Below are 16,962 nucleotides of genomic sequence, written 5' to 3'. Positions count from 1 at the left end.
ACTATTCTATCGAATCATCCTCTTCTGCGGTATCATGAAAAGTGAGGATGGGCAGACCGGTTTGATAGAAGATCTTTTTGGTCATGCTTGGATGGAATATCTTGGAAAGCAATCCCCGCTTGTGATGCAGGAGCCCAACAAGATCAATATCTTTCTCTTTGATGTACTCTTCAACTGCTTTTGAGACATCCTTGTCCTGTACGATCTCGAAGAACATCACTTCTTTTTTGAACTCATTCTCGAAATGTTTCTTGAGATAATCCATAAGCATATTGTCCAGCATATCCTTTTTTGAATGCTCGACATGCAGGCAGTGTATTTTGACCTTGAAGGGATCGAGAATGCTGAGAAGACTTTCTATGGCAGTGATATCCGATTCATCAAAATCAGTGATATACAGGACATTACGGATCTTTTTGAACTTTGTACCATCAGGAATTGTCATGACAGGAATTGCAGCATGTTCGAGTATCTTGAGTGCAATGCTTCCCAGCAATTTTCCTGAAGTGTGACCCTGACCGGAGGAACTCATAATAACGAGATCGGGATTGTATGTATCACATCCATCGAGGATTTCATATTCGACCATTCCATTGGTAACTTTTGTTTTCAGCTTGATGGTCGAAACCTTTTCCTCCTTAATTTTTTTATCGAGCTTGTCTTTTAAGCGTTTCATGCCTGCGTGTGCTGCTTGTTCTATACTGTCCATAATTTCAGGTGTGATCAGCGTTGAGCTGTCTACCACATCGTCCGTCATATCTGCGGTTGCGATAGGATACATATACGCATGAAAGAGCAGTATCTCGGTTTCTTCTTTTGCGGCGAATTTCAGTGCATAGTCACATGCACATTCTGTATTTTCAGAAAAATCGACTGGCACAATTATTTTTTTCATAGAAGTCTCTCCGTTATTTTATAAGATTTTTAAATGGTAAATAGGTCATGAAATCAGCATGATGGATGATGAGTCCTTCAGTGGTTCGACGGAAGCCATCTCCCTCTTTTGAATGCACAGCGATCACATGGCATACTTCATCCGGCACGCCACATGCATGAGCCAGTGCAACACCGGTAAAGGCATGACGAAGGAGCTGACCTGATTTGCTGAATTTGATCGAATCACCGTCTTTTTCATACTCAAGCAATTTGCCCACATCAGCAAGAATAGCTCCTGCAACAACAACATCGAGATCGATCGGAAGTTCATCACCAAAGAATTTTTGCATGATCTTTGCTGATTCATACGCAACATGCACAACAGCGCGTTTGTGCGCCATAAAATTTACCTTGCAATCTTCAACAAGAAGAGTAAATGGGATTCTCTGAAGATCTTCAGGAGTGAGAACACTTTTTGAAAACGCAAGTTCCCACGTAGCAGCCACTTTTTCTTGCAGGTCTTCATTTTCGATCCAGTTGAGTTCAGGCCAGAGTTCTTTTATCTCATTATTCATGTTTTTTCACCTTTAATTTTGTATCAATTAATATATTATGTGATAATCTGAGAAGGTTTGCGATCTTGTGGGCAAGATAGTCTTCCTGTGCATCGAGCTTTTGATCGGCATAAATGATTCTCCAGATATTCTCCATTACTTTGATCTTATCCTCATCAGAGAAATTCTGATTTATCAAATTGGTGAACTGCCATAGATCGATACTCTCATCCAGTTCATGTTCGGTGCTTTTGATGAGAGATTGCACCTCATCTTCCGAAAGAGAAAATTCTTGTTTTAGAATATCGATAATTGTGCTGTGTTCGAGCTCGGAAAAGTGTTCGTCACTCTGTGCAATTTCAAGAAATAATGCACAGGTTGCAATCTGCAATCGTTTCTCCGAAGAGCTGTTTTCAAGTTGAGTTTCAGGTTCTGAAGCCTGGAACAAATTTTTGAAATTAAACATATCACTTCTTTAATGAAGCCATCCGTTCTGTAAAGATTTTATTGGTAGGATCGATCTTACCTGCATTGCTATACGCTTCTTTGGCACGGTCAATGTTCTCCTGTCCTTTATATATATCACCGAGAAGAATATATTCATCAAAGTCGAAGCCATTGATCCGGATTGCTTCATTCAACACGTTGCCAGCTTCAGCATATTGCCCAAGATGGTAAAGAGCGAGGGCTTTAAGGTAATGGAAAAACCAGATCGGATTTGATTCGAGTGCTGTATTCACCTGATCCAGCGCTTCCTGATAACTGCCGTCCTCAATAAGAAAATCGATCATATATTTCATGGGTGAGATATATGTTGGAGAAATTTCCAGCGCTCTTTGGAAGTATATTTCAGCAGTATATTTTTCATCTTTTTGATGGTAGATCCTCCCAAGATAGAATTGTGGAGGTGCATAATTACTTGCAAGCAATGTTGCTTTGGTGAACTGCTGCTCTGCATCTACGATATTACCTGCTTTCTCATATTCGAGACCGTTATTTATTGCAGAAAGAACAGTTTCCGATATATTGGAATTCGTCGCAAGCCATGACAGATACTGAAGCTCGAGAAGATCGAGGAGTTCTTCGTCTGTGCATTTTACGCAGGCTGCAGAAATGTTTTGAGCAAAAGCATCCCTTTCTTGTGAACCAAGTTCGTTGAATGCGGTGACGATCTCATAATATGGCTGCTTCTCAATTAAGAGCTGAGCCTTAAGGTTCATCATTGCAGAGTCACACAGCACACATTGATCCCGCTCGATGGAACGGTTGATAAGAGTGATGCCTGCAAGAAAGTCATCAAGCCATTCCAGAAGTTCAAGACGATTTTTCTGTTCCGGAAAGTTGTTCACTGTTTCGATGTTCATCGGATGCAAACTGTCTATCATGTGAATGCTGTCAGAGTAGCAAAGCATTCTGCTAAGCAGATCGATGTAATACGCAAATCGGTTGTCGGAATAATGCCCTTTTTCAAAGATCGTTAACTTTTGAAGCTTGAATTCATCAGTATATTGCTGAAGTAAATCTCCGGATTCCTGCACGAGAGTATCGAGTTTATTGTGAAGGTTATTACTCTCCGCATTATTCATGTAATCAAAATAGACAGAAAAGCTATCTTGAAGCGTAAGTGCTTGTGAATACAGATCATCGAGCTGCCCCAATGTTGTCTCATTAAGAGATTTTATAAGTTCGAGCTTGAGAATATTGAATTCTGATTGAGTCTCATTTATGAGTATCCTAACATCGTTAGTTACCAATTGAAGGGTGAGTCTATGAAATGATAAACCTTCGACCTCAGGTGTATTACTGAGGAAGCACGTAAGTGCAGAGAAGGATTCAAGGTATTGTTCTTGATCTGCAAGATCAGCGCCTTTTGTATAGGCATTACGGAAAGCATCGTAATCAATCCAGAATTTTTCTGGCAGGATCATTGGCTGTGAGTTGGTCAGTTCGTTGTGGAAAGAGAAAGGTTCTGCAAGATTGAAGTTCCTCTTCGGATATGCCGTAATAACCTGATTTATTTTTCCATCAAAGGTTTGAGCATTAATTTCCTGCTGATCGATCCTAACACCTTGCTGCTTGATGTAAATCGTGGCTACATCTTCATCAAGGTCTTTTTCTTTGAACTCCCATTCTCCAATTGGTTTATATGCAAAATACAGCATATCTGACTGAATAAATTCTTCTTCTGTAACAGGCTCATTTCCATTTTGATCACAAAGAGAGATTGATAACACTTTTTCTTTGGAGAAGGTCTTTTTTTCCTTAAAGAGCAGTGTCACGTTTTGTGCACACAGACTTACTGAAACAAATAAAACCATTACAAATAATACTATTATTCTCTTCATTGTACCCCCGATCTAGTAAAAAAGAGCGTGCTATACCTATGAAGTATGTCAATATTTATATGTTATATATTGATCAATGTTCGATAAGATTCTCAACAAATTCAGCTATTGCAAGACAACAGGTAAGTCCGGGAGACTCGATACCGATTAAATTTATGAAATTGGGAAAACCTTTATCTTTTTCATTTTCGATAACAAAATCCCGGAATCCCTCTCCTTTTCCCTGCAGCTTGGGTCGAATGCCTGCATCATCCTGCCACATTTCATCAAATTCGATGTCGAGGTATTCTGAGACGGATTCATGGAATAGTCTGTGATAGGTTTCATCCATACTGTATTCTAGCTCATCAACATAATATGCATTAGGACCGAACGATAGTTCACCATTCAAATTTATTCTAATATGAATTCCAAGAGAGATACCTGTCGGATCAGGAACAGGATAGACCAGGTGTTCGATATTATTATACTTGGTAGTTTTGTAGTATTCACCTTTGCAGAGATGAATTTTGTAGTTATGTTTTTCCGGGTGTATGCCAACCATACCGGACACTTTATCCGACCATAATCCTGCAGAATTTATCACAATAGGAGATTTGACCTGGAAGCCGTCTTTAAAGGTGACAATATAGCTGTCATCAACTTTTTCTATGCCAACTGCTTCTGTGTTGTAGGATACCATGGCACCGTTCTCCTCAGCAAGAAATTCGAGCTTTTTCATGACATTGTGAGTGTCCATAATACCTGTGGAAGGAACCCAGAGTGCACCCATTGTTTTGAACAGCGGCTCAATCTCTTTCACTTGTTCTTGAGAATAGATTTCCAATCCCTGAACACCATTGTTCGTCCCGTTCTGGAGCAATTCCTCCAGGATCGGGATTTCCTGTTCTTTTGCGGCAATAAGTAGTTTTCCGCACTTTCTATGATGTACATCATGCTTCTGCATAAAGTCATAGAGCATATCATTACCCTTAACACAGAGCTTTGCTTTAAGAGAGTTTTTTGGGTAGTAGATCCCCGAATGTATCACTTCACTGTTCCTGCTCGATGTATGCCTTCCGAAAGAATCTTCCTTTTCTGCCACGATAACGCAATCGAAGGTTTTTGAAAGGCGTTCTGCAATAGCCAGTCCAACAATCCCGGCACCGATTATTAAGACTTCAACTTCTTCCATCATACTCCTTGCAAGTTAGATTTGTTTTCCTTTGAGTGTCCATCCTGTTGCGTCAACTATTTTGATCTTAACAAAGCTACTTATGAGGTTTTTTCCACCTTGAAATACAGCAATTTTATTATCGAGCGTTCTCCCTGAAAGTTCCTTGTCACTTTTTTTACTAACCTGTTCCACATACACTTCGACCGTTCTGCCGATTTGTTCCTGGTATTTTTCAAAGGTAATGATTTCCTGCTGATCGATGAGTTTTTGAAGGCGTTCGAGGCGGATTTCTTCTGGGATTTGATCCTGATATCCTGCTGCTTCAGTCCCATCGCGAGGAGAGTATTTGAACATGAAGGCATAGTCGAACCGGATTTCTTTCATGAGATTATAAGTGTGTAAGAATTCCTCTTCAGTCTCACCGGGAAAACCGACCATCACATCTGTGGTAAGTGCAATTTGCGGCATTGCATTTCTGAGTTTGTTGATTATCTCGAGATATTTCTCAGCCGTATAATTTCTGTTCATTTTTTGAAGGATTCTATCTGATCCGGACTGCATGGGTAGGTGGAGATGCTCACACAGTTTTGGTTCCTGTGCCATGACGTCGATGACTTTATCGGAAAGATCTTTAGGATGTGAAGTGACAAAACGCAGACGCTCGATCGATCCTATGTGTGATGCCTGCTGTAAGAGTTCTGGAAAGGTAAGTATGCCGTCGTCATAGGAATTTACATTCTGACCAAGAAGCGTGATATCCTTAAAACCGTCCATGCCTGCTTTTTCAATTTCATTAAAAATTTCGGTATGATCACGTGAGCGTTCTCTTCCGCGCACATAGGGCACGATGCAATAGGAGCAGAAATTATTACATCCTCGCATGATCGTAACAAAAGCATTAACACCCCTGTTTCTGACCGGATAAATATTTTCATAGTTTTCAATGTTGTTTTGAACATCTGCGAAAAGAGGTTTTTTATCCTTTAAGCACGAAGAAATTATATCAGGAAGTTGCCGATATTGATCGGTTCCTACCACGAAATCAAGACTGTCTATTTCTTCGAGTAGTTGTTCACATTTTCTTTGAGCAACACATCCGATAAGACCGATGAGCATGTTGGGATTGTCCTCCTTTCTCCTTGCTTCGGTTGTGATTCTCCCAAGAACCCGGTCTTCAGCATGCTGTCTAACCGTGCAACTGTTGAACAATATAATATCCGCTTGTTCTATTGTATCAGTTTGAATATATCCTGCATTTGACAGAATGCCAGCAACGAGTTCGCTGTCTGCAACATTCATCTGGCAGCCGTATGTTTTGATGTGGAAGGAATAGGATTTCATGTGTTGAGTTTTAAAACATAATAATGATTTGATCATTGACTAATAAAGTCAAAACTTAGCTAAAAGAATTGTATTTATATTTTTGAAATTTATCATTAAATAAAGAAAGACTAATTTTTATTTAGAAGGTTCCTAATATGCTGTATTTCTTTATATGTCAAACAGCTAATAAGGTTTTTGCATTTTACATAGAATTTTGGAACTTCTTTAACAACTTTATGATAAAATTCTCGATTAGTATGAACATTTGTATAATATTGATTTTCGACTCTTTGCTCCATCGCTTGTTCAAGAAATTGTAACTCTTCATCGGAGAAATAATCTGAAAGGTAAGATTGGGCAAATAAAATCGTACATTTGTGAATTTCTGATTTAATACCGATTTTTTGCAGCAATGAATACAGTGAAAAGTACATTGCATAATATGCTGTGGATATTTTCCAACTGGAATCACTGATTTCATTCATTGTTGCCATTGCTTCTTCAGCTTTTTTCAGATAAGCTTCAGCAAGATTTGAATTTGATTCTATAAGTTTTAGTCCTCTCTTTTGCTTTAAACACCACTTAAGCTCATTCATAAAATCCTCCTAACGAATTGATCGGGTTGTGTGATTATAATATGGTCTTGAATAACTTCTCTTAATAAATGATCCTTTAGATATTCTTTTTCAAATATTTCATATGGATAGTGAAATATGCTTGTAGAGATATTATATCTGCTTGAAATATTGTTTATTTCAGATTTGTTACATTCTCCGATCACACAAATATCAAGATCTGAATCTTCATTTGCATTTCCTTTGGCATAACTTCCGAATACCATACTGATTCCATTTACAAAGGGTATAATTTTCTCAACTACTTGTGAGATGATTGGATAATCTCGGAAGAATATGATTTTTTTATATTGCTCAGTTAATGTTATATAATCACGTGCGATTTGGTTATTTTGGAGTTTAAAATTACGAATATTTCCTTTAATTTCTGAAGATAATATTCCCTTCTCCTCAAGATCGTCCAATATTCTTTGGGCTGTTTGCAAACCCAAGTTCAATTTATTGTAAACTTCACGAATATAGTATTCACGGGAATATCCATTTGTGAATAAGGTTAAAATTTTTAAATGATTTTCTGTAATATGTAGTTCCATAGCGCCGTTCCGAATTTGAGACAACTGTACCAAAAATGAGACGGTTTGTCAAATTTTTCAATCCTATCTATCAGTATACCCAATCTTCCTGAGGTCGATCCCCTTAAAGTAGTGCTTCAATATCTGCTCGTATGAGGTTCCATCCTTTGCCATTGTTATAGCACCCATCTGGCACATGCCAACGCCGTGTCCGCTTCCCCTGCCAGTGATAATTATATGATTCGAATCTTTTGAAATATAAAAAAGTGATGAGCGCAGACCGCCGAGTGTTTGACGAATGAGAAGCTCGTTCTCAAGCAGGAGTTCTCCTTTGGAACCGATGAGTTTCAATTTTATGATACGACCGGATTCACCACGTTGCAAAACTTCATATCCTTCATATGTTCCGAATTTTGCTTTGCCATTCAGTATCTGTTCGAATTCACTAATTGTATATTTTTTCTGCCATGAATAGGTGTTCTTCACCCATCCGGATTCATTGTCGGTATTGCAGAAAACAGGCTGAGATTCCGTTATCCACTTTTCAGCATAATATTTTTTTGTTAGATCGTACGAGCATGAACCATTGCCGTCATAAATACTTGTGAGATAGGGCACTTCTTTTCCGTTCCATGCATTGGAGCTGGTTTCTGTTTTTCCGCCGCAGCTCGTGGAATACACCGCATTTATGATCTTGTCCTTATAGATTCCAACAACACCGCGCGTGTTTTCAACAGCACTTTCGGTGACTGCATTGATGTCTGTAATGCCGGAAAAAACCTGGCAGTGGACACTCGCACAAAGGTCGAAGCCGTCATCCTTATGAACGCCATTGAGTACTTTTGATAGTGCTTCTGATCTGGCTGCTACTGCCTGCGCTTTCATTGCTTCCATTGGAGAATCTGTACCGATCTCATTCGGAATAACACCTGCAACATAGTTCTCGAAATCCACATGTGCGATAAGGTTCATCTTACCGATCTGATTGATCATGACGCGCAGGTCGGATTCATATTCCCGTGTTACATACTCCTGTGGATTCCAGAAGTTTGATCGGGGAACATTGTCCACGATGATGTGAGATGTGCTTTTTATGCAGATTGGCGCTCGAAGGTAATAATCCTTTTGTTGTTCGATATCATAGATTAAAAGGTCACTGTATGAATATTCGTAATCTTCCTCGACCCAAGAGCCAAGTTCAGTGTTCAGTTTTGCCTCTTCATAAGATCCGAACGATGTATTTAAGTAAACTGCATACTCTTCTTCTATTGAAAAACGCTTCCCATCAAAAGAGATTGCAGGGAGTTCCTGCACATAACATTCCGGGAACGTGATAATAAAGGATTCGGCATCTTTTTTTGATGTGAATTTCTTGATGCCAACTTTCCAGAAAGGAACGATCTCGATCCCATCAGGTATTTGTATGGATAGCGATGTGTTTGAGAACTCGAGCTGGAAAGGGGAATCTTCCTCTGTTATAGTAATCGTACCTGAAGATGAAAGGTCGATTGTGTTAGCATTGGGAAGGATTTCAACATCAACATACAGCATATCATTTACAATCTCTGCTGCGTCTAAAGCTGTTATTGCAAAAATACAAATAACTAAAGCAAGGAATGTTCTCACAGCACGTCACTTCCTTCCGGTACTTTTTTATCGGGTACTACAAGTGCTACGCCATCTTCAGAATTTGCAGCGAGGATCATACCATTCGATTCCAAGCCCATGAGGTTGCGCGGCTTCAGGTTCATTAGAAGAACGATCTGTTTGCCCACGAGATCTTCTGGCTTGTAATACTGAGATAAACCGGCAACAACCTGCCGTTTCTCGCCAGCGCATTCGACTTGCAATTTGAGCAGCTTATTTGCTTTTGGGATAGACTCTGCAGCGATTACTTTAACGACACGAAGCTCGATCTTAGCAAAGTCATCATACTCGATTTCCGGCTTATGTTTGAGTACTGGTGCTGATCCGGACTGTATTTCGAGCAGTTCATTTTGATGCTTTACTTCCTTATCGGTGATCTTTCTGAATAATCGTTGTATTTCACCGAGTTTTGTTTTAATAAGAGGAGTATTGACACTATCCCATTTAAGCGGTTGATCCAAGTTTAGCATCGTTCTGAGTTCTCGCATGCTCTTTGGAAGCACCGGTGATAGGATGATCGATATGATGCGAAGTAGTTCTGTACAAACATACAGCGTTTCAGCAGCCTGTTGCTTATTCTCTTTCACTGCTTTCCATGGACTCGTCTCATCAAAAAATTTATTACCTGAACGAGCAATATCTAAGATTAGTTTCACAGCTTTGCGAACTCTGTAATTCTCGTAAGAGTCTTTGACGTCAACGATGAGTTTGTGTGCTTCATCCAGAGTGTTTTTTGATAGTTCAGAAAGATTTTCCGGTCTTTGTATGTTTCCATCGAAATATTTATTAACAAATGTAAAGACACGGTTTGCAAGATTACCGAGGATATTTGCCAGTTCATTATTGATCTTTGCCTGGAAATCTTCCCATGAAAAATCACTGTCCTTGGTCTCGGGAGCAATTGCAGCAAGATAATATCGTAAAAATTCAGGATTGAAATCTCTTACTACATCTTTAACCCATATTGCATAATTTCTGCTGGTCGATGTCTTCTGACCTTTTATATTGAGATATTCATTGGCGGGAACATCATAGGGGAGGACAAATTCCTCGTCCTGCTCCATAAGCACAGAGGGCCATGTGATCGTATGGAACGGGATATTATCCTTTCCGATAAAATGGATGAGTTTTGTGTCGGGATCGAGCCAATAGTCTTTCCAGCGTTCAGGCGTTCCGAGCTTTTCTGCCCACTCCACCGTTGAGGAAATATATCCTATTGGCGCATCAAACCACACATAAAGGACTTTGCCTTCTGCTCCTTCGAGAGGAACCGGAATACCCCAGTTGAGATCGCGTGTAATGGACCTGTCGATGAGCCCTTCGTCAAGCCAGCTGAGTATGAAGTTGAGGACATTCTCTTTCCAGTAGGATTTCTTTGTTTCCAGCCATTCACGAAGTGGTTTCTCGAATTTTGGCAGCTCAAGATACCAATTAGTTGTTTCTCTAATTACGGGAGTATTTCCGCATATCTTGCATTTCGGGTCGATCAACTTTGTTGCATCGATCAGCTTTCCGCACCCATCACATTGGTCGCCACGAGCACCTTCAGCTCCACAGTATGGACAGGTGCCTTCGATGTATCTGTCTGCAAGGAATCGTTTGTCATGCTCACAATAAAGTTGCTGTGTGGTTTTTTCTGTGACAAAACCTTTATTATAGAGAGCCAGAAAAAAATTCTGTGAGATTTCTGTATGCACAGAACGAGCAGTACCTGAAAAATTATCAAATTCGATCTCAAGATCTTTGAAACTCTTAGTTATGCTGTCATGATAAAAATCAACGATCTCCCGGGGTGTTTTGCCTTCAGCTTCAGCTTTGATCGAGATGGGTGCACCGTTCTCGTCCGAACCGCATATATAAATAATGTCATTCCCGAGAAGTCTTTGGAATCTCACAAAGATATCTGCCGGAAGATATGCACCTGCCACATGCCCGATATGGAGATGTCCATTGGCATAGGGAAGTGCGCTTGTTACTAAATATTTCTCTTTATTCATTACTTTTTCCTTATTTGATTTTTTACCGAGTCGATCGCCTGCTGCACCTTTTCCTGATCACCAAGATAGTAGTGGTCGAGTGGATTCAGGGCATCATCAAGTTCATACACGAGCGGAATACCGGTGGGAATATTGAGACCAACGATCTCTTCATCTGAAATTTTGTCCAAATATTTCACCAAAGCACGCAGACTATTTCCGTGCGCAACGATGATAACTTTCTGCTTTTGCCTGATCATAGGGACAATCGTCTCTTTCCAATAGGGAAGAAATCGAGCCACCGTATCTTTAAGGCATTCTGTAAATGGAAGGTCTTTTTTCGGCACATGGGCATACATCGGTTCGTTGCCCGGATAGCGCGGATCGTTCTCGGTCAGAGCAGGTGGACGAGTATCATAACTTCTGCGCCAGATAAGCACCTGCTTCTCGCCATATTTGTCCGCAGTTTCCTTTTTATTCAAGCCCTGTAGAGCGCCATAATGACGTTCGTTCAATCGCCAGGAACGCTCAACGGGAAGCCACATCATGTCCATGTCATCCATCACGATCCACAGGGTTCTGATAGCTCGCTTTAAGACCGATGTAAATGCAATATCAAAGGTAAAGCCCTTTTCCTGGAGTGCAGATGCAGATTCATAAGCTTCCTGGATTCCTTTTTCAGATAGATCAACATCAGTCCATCCGGTGAACTTATTTTCCTTGTTCCAGATGCTTTCGCCGTGACGAAGTAATACTAATTTATACATGTAAACAACCTCTTGGATTCATTATTTTTATGAATAACATATTATGATAATTTCAAAACCCTAATTTTAAATTACAAATAAAATGTCAAAACTTACACATCATCGTTCAAAATTTAATGACAATAATTCCGGTTACTCTTAATCTATTTTTTAAATCTACGGCACGTAGTCGTTCCCTTTATAGATGCTGATCGCTTCTTCCGGGCATTTTCCTTCAACCGTAATTGAATAGATGGCTTTGCACAAGCGCACCGCTTCCGGCAGTGTTTTCTGATGGATGTTTCGTCCAGTTGCATTTCCCACTGCACCTGCCTGTATCTGGTCATAAAGCCGTTTGAGAAATTCACCGACATCGACCGACGAACCGCCAGCACATATCACACCGGTCCTGCCTGCTGCACGGATTGCTTCTTTGAAATCCTCTTTTGCATTGTACGAATCAGGATAATTAACTTTTACAAAATCAGCTCCGAGACATGCAGCAACACCCGTTGCACCTGCGATGAGATGAGGATCTCTTTCGTTTGTAACTGCTTTTCCGCGGGGATAAATCCATAAGATGACTATCAGTCCTTGTTTGTGTGCATTACGTATGATCTGTGCTGCATGCTTCAGCATCAGGTTCTCGTATTCACTACCGAGATAGATCGTGTAACCAACGCCGAGTATTTTCAGGTCTGCAATCTTTTTGAATGCAATCACATCCTCGACCGAAGCGATCATGCCGCTGTACGGATCTGCCTGCGAGGTTTTAACGAGGTTTGATTTTGAGTTCAGTTTGACCACATAGGGAATATTACGGTAATTATCTCCATACTTTGAGATAAGCCCCAGCTGCGTTGCAAATGCGCCGATTGGGGACTGCGCAGCTATCCGGAAAAGATGCTCCGGATCACCGTCTTCCTTTGGAATTCCGTCACCATAAAAGTCATCGTTGAGATGCTCGATCTTCTGGTCTCCTGCAAAGAGCATGAGCCGACCGCTCTTTCTGGTGATCTCCTGGAAATTGAAAATATACGTGCCTTTTGCTTCCGGGGGCACATCGAGGGGAACGCAAATATTATCTTTCATAGGTTATCCTGCAATACAAAGAAAGTAGTGCCCTTCATAACGAGAACACTCCTTCTGAAATATTTTATTGTTATTTGCTGAGTTTTTCCGTCAGCGCTTTCATGATGTCGATGGGCAGCGGGAATACGATTGTGGAATTCTTCTCTGCTGAGATCTCGTTGAGGGTTTGAAGATAACGAAGCTGGATCGATGCAGGATTTTTCGAAAGGACATCTGCTGCCTGTGACAGTTTCTTTGATGCCTGCAATTCACCTTCTGCATGAATGACCTTAGCACGGCGTTCTCGCTCTGCTTCTGCCTGGCGTGCCATTGCGCGCTGCATGGTGGAGGGAAGTTCAACATCTTTAACTTCGACCACACTCACCTTAATACCCCACGGATCGGTCTGCTCGTCGATGACCTGCTGAAGTTCCTGGCTGATCTTCTCACGCTCGGAAAGAAGCTCGTCCAGTTCGGACTTACCGAGGATATTCCTCAGGGTTGTCTGCGCGATCTGTGATGTTGCCTGTATGTAGTTCTCGATCTTGACCACTGCATCTTCTGGATTGATGACGCGGAAATAGACCACTGCATTCACCTTGACCGGTACATTATCACGCGTGATGATGTCCTGCGGCGGTACGTCCATGGTAACGGTACGCAGCTCAACCTTGACCATGCGGTCGATAAAGGGAATGAGCAGGAAAATACCGGGACCTTTTGCCCGAAGCAGTCGCCCAAGACGGAAAACCACACCGCGCTCGTATTCGCGGACCACACGAATAGACTTGAACAATAATATAAGCCCGAGCACAACTATAATGATAATTGTTTGCATGCAAACCTCCTGTTTTTGAGCTTTACTGGAAATAGCAATAAGAGGGGATGGGTTGTCAATTTATTTGGGAAAAATGTAAAAACTAATATAAAAAAAATGATTTATCTTAGGAAATTTTTATGTTATTAAACCTCACACTCCACATCAACTCGATCTCATTGGGAAAATTTTTGTACGCATTTCGGTTTATACTGTCCAGCCGGCAGCCCTGCTTCTGGTAGAATTTACATGCAGGCACATTTATGCTTTGTGTTTCAATTTTGAGTTCTGTGCAGTTTCTTTTCTTTGCCCATTCACATGCGGATGCAAGTAGCTTTTTCCCAATTCCCTGCCTGCGGAAATCAGGATGGACTCGCAAATCCCAGAGAACAGTTATATCGTCACGTCCTTCTAGTTTATACACCCCATCGGTATTATAGGCAAGCACGCACCCACCGATCCAGGGTTTGTTTAATTGCGCCACAAGCATTCCCCAGTTGGAAATATCCCACAATTTAGCCCAATGCACTGGCTCCTCACCTTTTATTGCATCATAATCTTTGATCCATGGTTCGGGAACTGGTTTTTCAATGAGTAGAGCGGTTGCAGGGTCATCTCCGTGCACTTCATAGATACTCCGCACCACAAAACGGATCGGGATCATGCTGTATTCCTTGAGACGTTTAATGGACTTTGATTCGATGATTATGCTCATTGGTAATTTAAAATAGCTAAGAGAACTCAGCTTTTCCAGCGGTCAGCCAATAAGCTGCCCCCAACGCCGATATTTTCCGGTGCATTTTCTTTTATCTGAACAATGAATGCGTCCTTCGGGATATTCGGGAATGTATCAGAGAGAACAGTGGTAAGGTTTTGAGCGAGTTTTCGTTTAACATCTATGTCTTTTATGATCGGTCCTTCGAACGTAAGTACTGGCATAGTTATCTCCTTTTTGTTTTTTACTTCTATAAGTGATAAAGGTTATCCGGTGGTTAGTTCATTTTCATGAATTCCTCTTGGCTGACACTCCTGATAAGAATATCTCTCTCATTGATGGAATTTATTATATTCGGAGCTACGGGCAGCGTGGTTTCACTAACAACAAATTCGGTGAGCGTTACTTTCTGTACCCAGTTGGATTCCAGATCTTTATAAATATCACCCATATAGTGAGAACTTCCTGTTGTTACAATGTCAAAATTTGGTGCTGGTTGAGAAATCATTTTAAAGGAGCTTTCGCCAGAATCATACCCGATAAGTGCGCATGTCTTACCATTGAATGTGCTGAGTCCTTTGAATTCGAGCGTTATCTCACCATTTCTGAAATATGATCCTTCAGCAATATTGCTTCCGAGGTTTGTTGGCGGCTCCGAATTTGCAGCAGCATGCACGATCTTCTGTCCTATATTTGTCAGGTCTTGAATGCCATTTCCTTCCGGGGTTGGTGCTGCGAAAACATCGCAGAAAGAATGAAAATCTATGAACGTATTATACACATGATATGATTTGTCAGGTGGTATGAGGTTACCGTTTGAGTTGGTTAGATTCTCGAATTTGCCATGATCGATACCGAATACTTGTCCCTCCTCGTCGATGTTTTCTTTGAAAATATATGACCAGTTTGTGAGTACAGGAACTCCGACCTCTTCTTCATCACAAAACCGAGCTATAAATTTTTTACAGGTATATTGGAACTCATTTTCGTCTTTCAGCGGAGTACACATCAGGTATAATCGGAAAACATCCGTTCCAATACGTGTTCCGTCCAGCGCATACTCCATAAGCCGGGATTCCATAATGTAATATTGATCTTCACGAATGAGTTCACCACCAAGATCATATTCTTTATCTAATTCCATATTTTCGGCTAAGAGTATTGTGGTCAAACTAAAGAACAGCGTAATCGTAGTGAGCAAAATTATACATTTCTTTTTCATTATTCTCCTCATGTTCAATTTATTCTTGTGTTTCATAAGCATTTATTTCACAATAGTTTGATGATTTTCGTCAATAAATTACGTTTTTGATAGGCATTTTGGATAAATTTGAGGATTTGTTCTATAAATCTTGCCTATAATTTTTTATTACAAAATCATAGCAAGAAGTTATATCAAGAGGTGTTCATGAAATATACAGTTTTAGGATCTGGTTCATGTGTTCCCGATCCGAAGAAAAATTCATCTGGCGGATTACTTGAAATCGGAGATAGATTATTACTCGTTGATTGCGGAACCGGTGTTCTGCATACAATACCAAAGACCGGTTATGATTACCGCGAAATCGATGCAGTCTGTTTGTCGCATCTTCATCTTGATCATGTAAATGATTTCGGCGCACTGCTTTTTGCTCTGAATCATGATCCTGATTGTAAGCGGAAAAAAGAGCTGGTAGTGATCGCGCCAATTGGATTTTCTGAATTCTATGAAAACCTGAAACATCTCTATGAAGGAACACTGGAGACCTCTTTCGATGTCATTGTCAGGGAGATGGGTAACAATGAATTCGACTACGGAGACATCAATATACAAACACTTCAAACTTTTCATACTGATAACAGCATCGGTTTTCGATTCACATACCATAAAAAGGTCGTGTGTATTTCGGGAGATACCGGTTATAATGATAATATTGTTACTTTATGTAAGAATGCAGACTTGGCAGTTCTCGAGTGCTCTTTTCCACAGAACCTTGAAACCGGGATACATCTCAATCCAAAGCTCATTGAGAGAATTTTGCAAAAATCGAAAGTGAAAGAAGTTGTCCTTACGCACCTTTACCCTCACACAGAAGATTACCCGATCATAGAGTATATTGCTCAGGAATTTGATGGCGACATATCGATTGCCCGGATTGGGAAGACATATAAGATTTAACTATAATACAAAGGGACTCTTTATCTGAATAAAAAAGTCCCGATAATAAATGATTAATGTGGAATTATTGAAGTTTTTCCAGCGCTTCTTCCTTTGTATCAACGATCGTAAAAATTGGGGTAAAACCTGAAATTTCAAAGATCTCTTTAATAAAATCTTTCATGCTGCTGAGAACGATCTCACCTTTGTTGTTACGCAACTTTTTTGCAGCAAGGAGAAGCAGGCGCAAACCAGCACTGCTGATATATTCCAGAGAGGAAAAATCGAGAACGATCTTTTTCTCTCCTCTGTCTATCATGGGAATAAGTACGCTTTCAAGTTCACCTGAAGTGTTCGCGTCAAGGCGACCGATGAGATCGATGACAGCGATGTCTTCATGTTTATCTTGCTTAATTTCCATGTAATCCTCCATGTATGGATTAGAAATTCTT

General features: G+C 40.5%; 18 protein-coding genes. 1 reads left to right on the top strand and 17 read right to left on the bottom strand.

The window, feature by feature from the left end; all coding sequences use genetic code 11:
- Position 1 precedes the first annotated feature (1 nt).
- The 16 genes from JW794_07340 to JW794_07265 all read right to left on the bottom strand — a co-directional run bounded on the left by JW794_07340 (position 2) and on the right by JW794_07265 (position 15,595).
- Positions 2 to 895: a universal stress protein gene (locus JW794_07340; protein ID MBN2017922.1), complete on the bottom strand. Its 894-nt coding sequence runs from the start codon at positions 893 to 895 to the stop codon at positions 2 to 4.
- Between the two features lie 13 nt (positions 896 to 908).
- Positions 909 to 1,451: an HDIG domain-containing protein gene (locus JW794_07335; GenBank protein ID MBN2017921.1), complete on the bottom strand. Its 543-nt coding sequence runs from the start codon at positions 1,449 to 1,451 to the stop codon at positions 909 to 911.
- The gene (locus JW794_07330; protein ID MBN2017920.1) at positions 1,444 to 1,896 is read right to left on the bottom strand and encodes a TerB family tellurite resistance protein; all 453 of its coding nucleotides are present in this window, start codon (positions 1,894 to 1,896) and stop codon (positions 1,444 to 1,446) included. Before JW794_07330 ends, JW794_07335 begins: the two co-directional genes overlap by 8 nt.
- A 1-nt stretch (position 1,897) precedes the next feature.
- The gene (locus JW794_07325; protein MBN2017919.1) at positions 1,898 to 3,775 is read right to left on the bottom strand and encodes a tetratricopeptide repeat protein; all 1,878 of its coding nucleotides are present in this window, start codon (positions 3,773 to 3,775) and stop codon (positions 1,898 to 1,900) included.
- Between the two features lie 73 nt (positions 3,776 to 3,848).
- Complete coding sequence (locus JW794_07320) at positions 3,849 to 4,949, bottom strand: NAD(P)/FAD-dependent oxidoreductase (GenBank protein ID MBN2017918.1); 1,101 nt, start codon at positions 4,947 to 4,949, stop codon at positions 3,849 to 3,851.
- 15 nt (positions 4,950 to 4,964) lie between these two features.
- Positions 4,965 to 6,272 carry a tRNA (N6-isopentenyl adenosine(37)-C2)-methylthiotransferase MiaB gene (gene miaB, locus JW794_07315; protein MBN2017917.1) on the bottom strand — a complete coding sequence of 436 codons (1,308 nt, stop codon included), beginning with the start codon at positions 6,270 to 6,272 and terminating at the stop codon, positions 4,965 to 4,967.
- Between the two features lie 110 nt (positions 6,273 to 6,382).
- A complete protein-coding gene (locus JW794_07310) occupies positions 6,383 to 6,850 on the bottom strand; it encodes a HEPN domain-containing protein (GenBank protein ID MBN2017916.1) in 468 nt (155 codons plus the stop codon).
- A complete protein-coding gene (locus tag JW794_07305; GenBank protein MBN2017915.1) occupies positions 6,847 to 7,422 on the bottom strand; it encodes a nucleotidyltransferase domain-containing protein in 576 nt (191 codons plus the stop codon). The genes JW794_07310 and JW794_07305 overlap by 4 nt, the downstream gene beginning before the upstream one ends.
- A gap of 63 nt (positions 7,423 to 7,485) precedes the next feature.
- Positions 7,486 to 8,952, bottom strand: a complete 1,467-nt coding sequence (locus tag JW794_07300; protein ID MBN2017914.1) for a SpoIID/LytB domain-containing protein — start codon at positions 8,950 to 8,952, stop codon at positions 7,486 to 7,488.
- A gap of 71 nt (positions 8,953 to 9,023) precedes the next feature.
- Positions 9,024 to 11,045 (bottom strand): methionine--tRNA ligase, encoded by a 2,022-nt coding sequence (metG, locus tag JW794_07295; GenBank protein ID MBN2017913.1) that lies wholly within the window; start codon positions 11,043 to 11,045, stop codon positions 9,024 to 9,026.
- On the bottom strand, positions 11,045 to 11,791 hold the full coding sequence (gene gpmA, locus JW794_07290) for a 2,3-diphosphoglycerate-dependent phosphoglycerate mutase (protein MBN2017912.1): 747 nt from the start codon (positions 11,789 to 11,791) through the stop codon (positions 11,045 to 11,047). The genes metG and gpmA overlap by 1 nt, the downstream gene beginning before the upstream one ends.
- A gap of 156 nt (positions 11,792 to 11,947) precedes the next feature.
- Positions 11,948 to 12,862: an aldolase gene (locus JW794_07285; protein MBN2017911.1), complete on the bottom strand. Its 915-nt coding sequence runs from the start codon at positions 12,860 to 12,862 to the stop codon at positions 11,948 to 11,950.
- Positions 12,863 to 12,932: 70 nt separating this feature from the next.
- Entirely contained in the window at positions 12,933 to 13,679 is a 747-nt protein-coding gene (locus JW794_07280; protein MBN2017910.1) for a slipin family protein, read from the bottom strand.
- Between the two features lie 106 nt (positions 13,680 to 13,785).
- On the bottom strand, positions 13,786 to 14,373 hold the full coding sequence (locus JW794_07275) for a GNAT family N-acetyltransferase (GenBank protein ID MBN2017909.1): 588 nt from the start codon (positions 14,371 to 14,373) through the stop codon (positions 13,786 to 13,788).
- Between the two features lie 26 nt (positions 14,374 to 14,399).
- Positions 14,400 to 14,597, bottom strand: coding sequence for a tautomerase family protein (locus JW794_07270; GenBank protein MBN2017908.1), 198 nt, complete (start codon positions 14,595 to 14,597; stop codon positions 14,400 to 14,402).
- 53 nt (positions 14,598 to 14,650) lie between these two features.
- A complete protein-coding gene (locus tag JW794_07265; GenBank protein ID MBN2017907.1) occupies positions 14,651 to 15,595 on the bottom strand; it encodes a hypothetical protein in 945 nt (314 codons plus the stop codon).
- Positions 15,596 to 15,781: 186 nt separating this feature from the next.
- Between JW794_07265 and JW794_07260 the strand changes: the two genes are divergently transcribed.
- Positions 15,782 to 16,531, top strand: coding sequence for a ribonuclease Z (locus tag JW794_07260; GenBank protein MBN2017906.1), 750 nt, complete (start codon positions 15,782 to 15,784; stop codon positions 16,529 to 16,531).
- Between the two features lie 64 nt (positions 16,532 to 16,595).
- On the opposite strand, the gene JW794_07255 is transcribed toward JW794_07260, so the two are convergent.
- Positions 16,596 to 16,931, bottom strand: coding sequence for an STAS domain-containing protein (locus JW794_07255; GenBank protein MBN2017905.1), 336 nt, complete (start codon positions 16,929 to 16,931; stop codon positions 16,596 to 16,598).
- Between the last annotated feature and the right edge of the window lie 31 nt (positions 16,932 to 16,962).

It is taken from the genome of Candidatus Cloacimonadota bacterium, from assembly GCA_016932035.1.
Taxonomy (GTDB): Bacteria; Cloacimonadota; Cloacimonadia; order JGIOTU-2; family JGIOTU-2; genus Celaenobacter.
The sequence above is the reverse complement of the archived record's forward strand: the minus strand, read 5'-3'. Positions and strand labels throughout refer to the sequence as shown.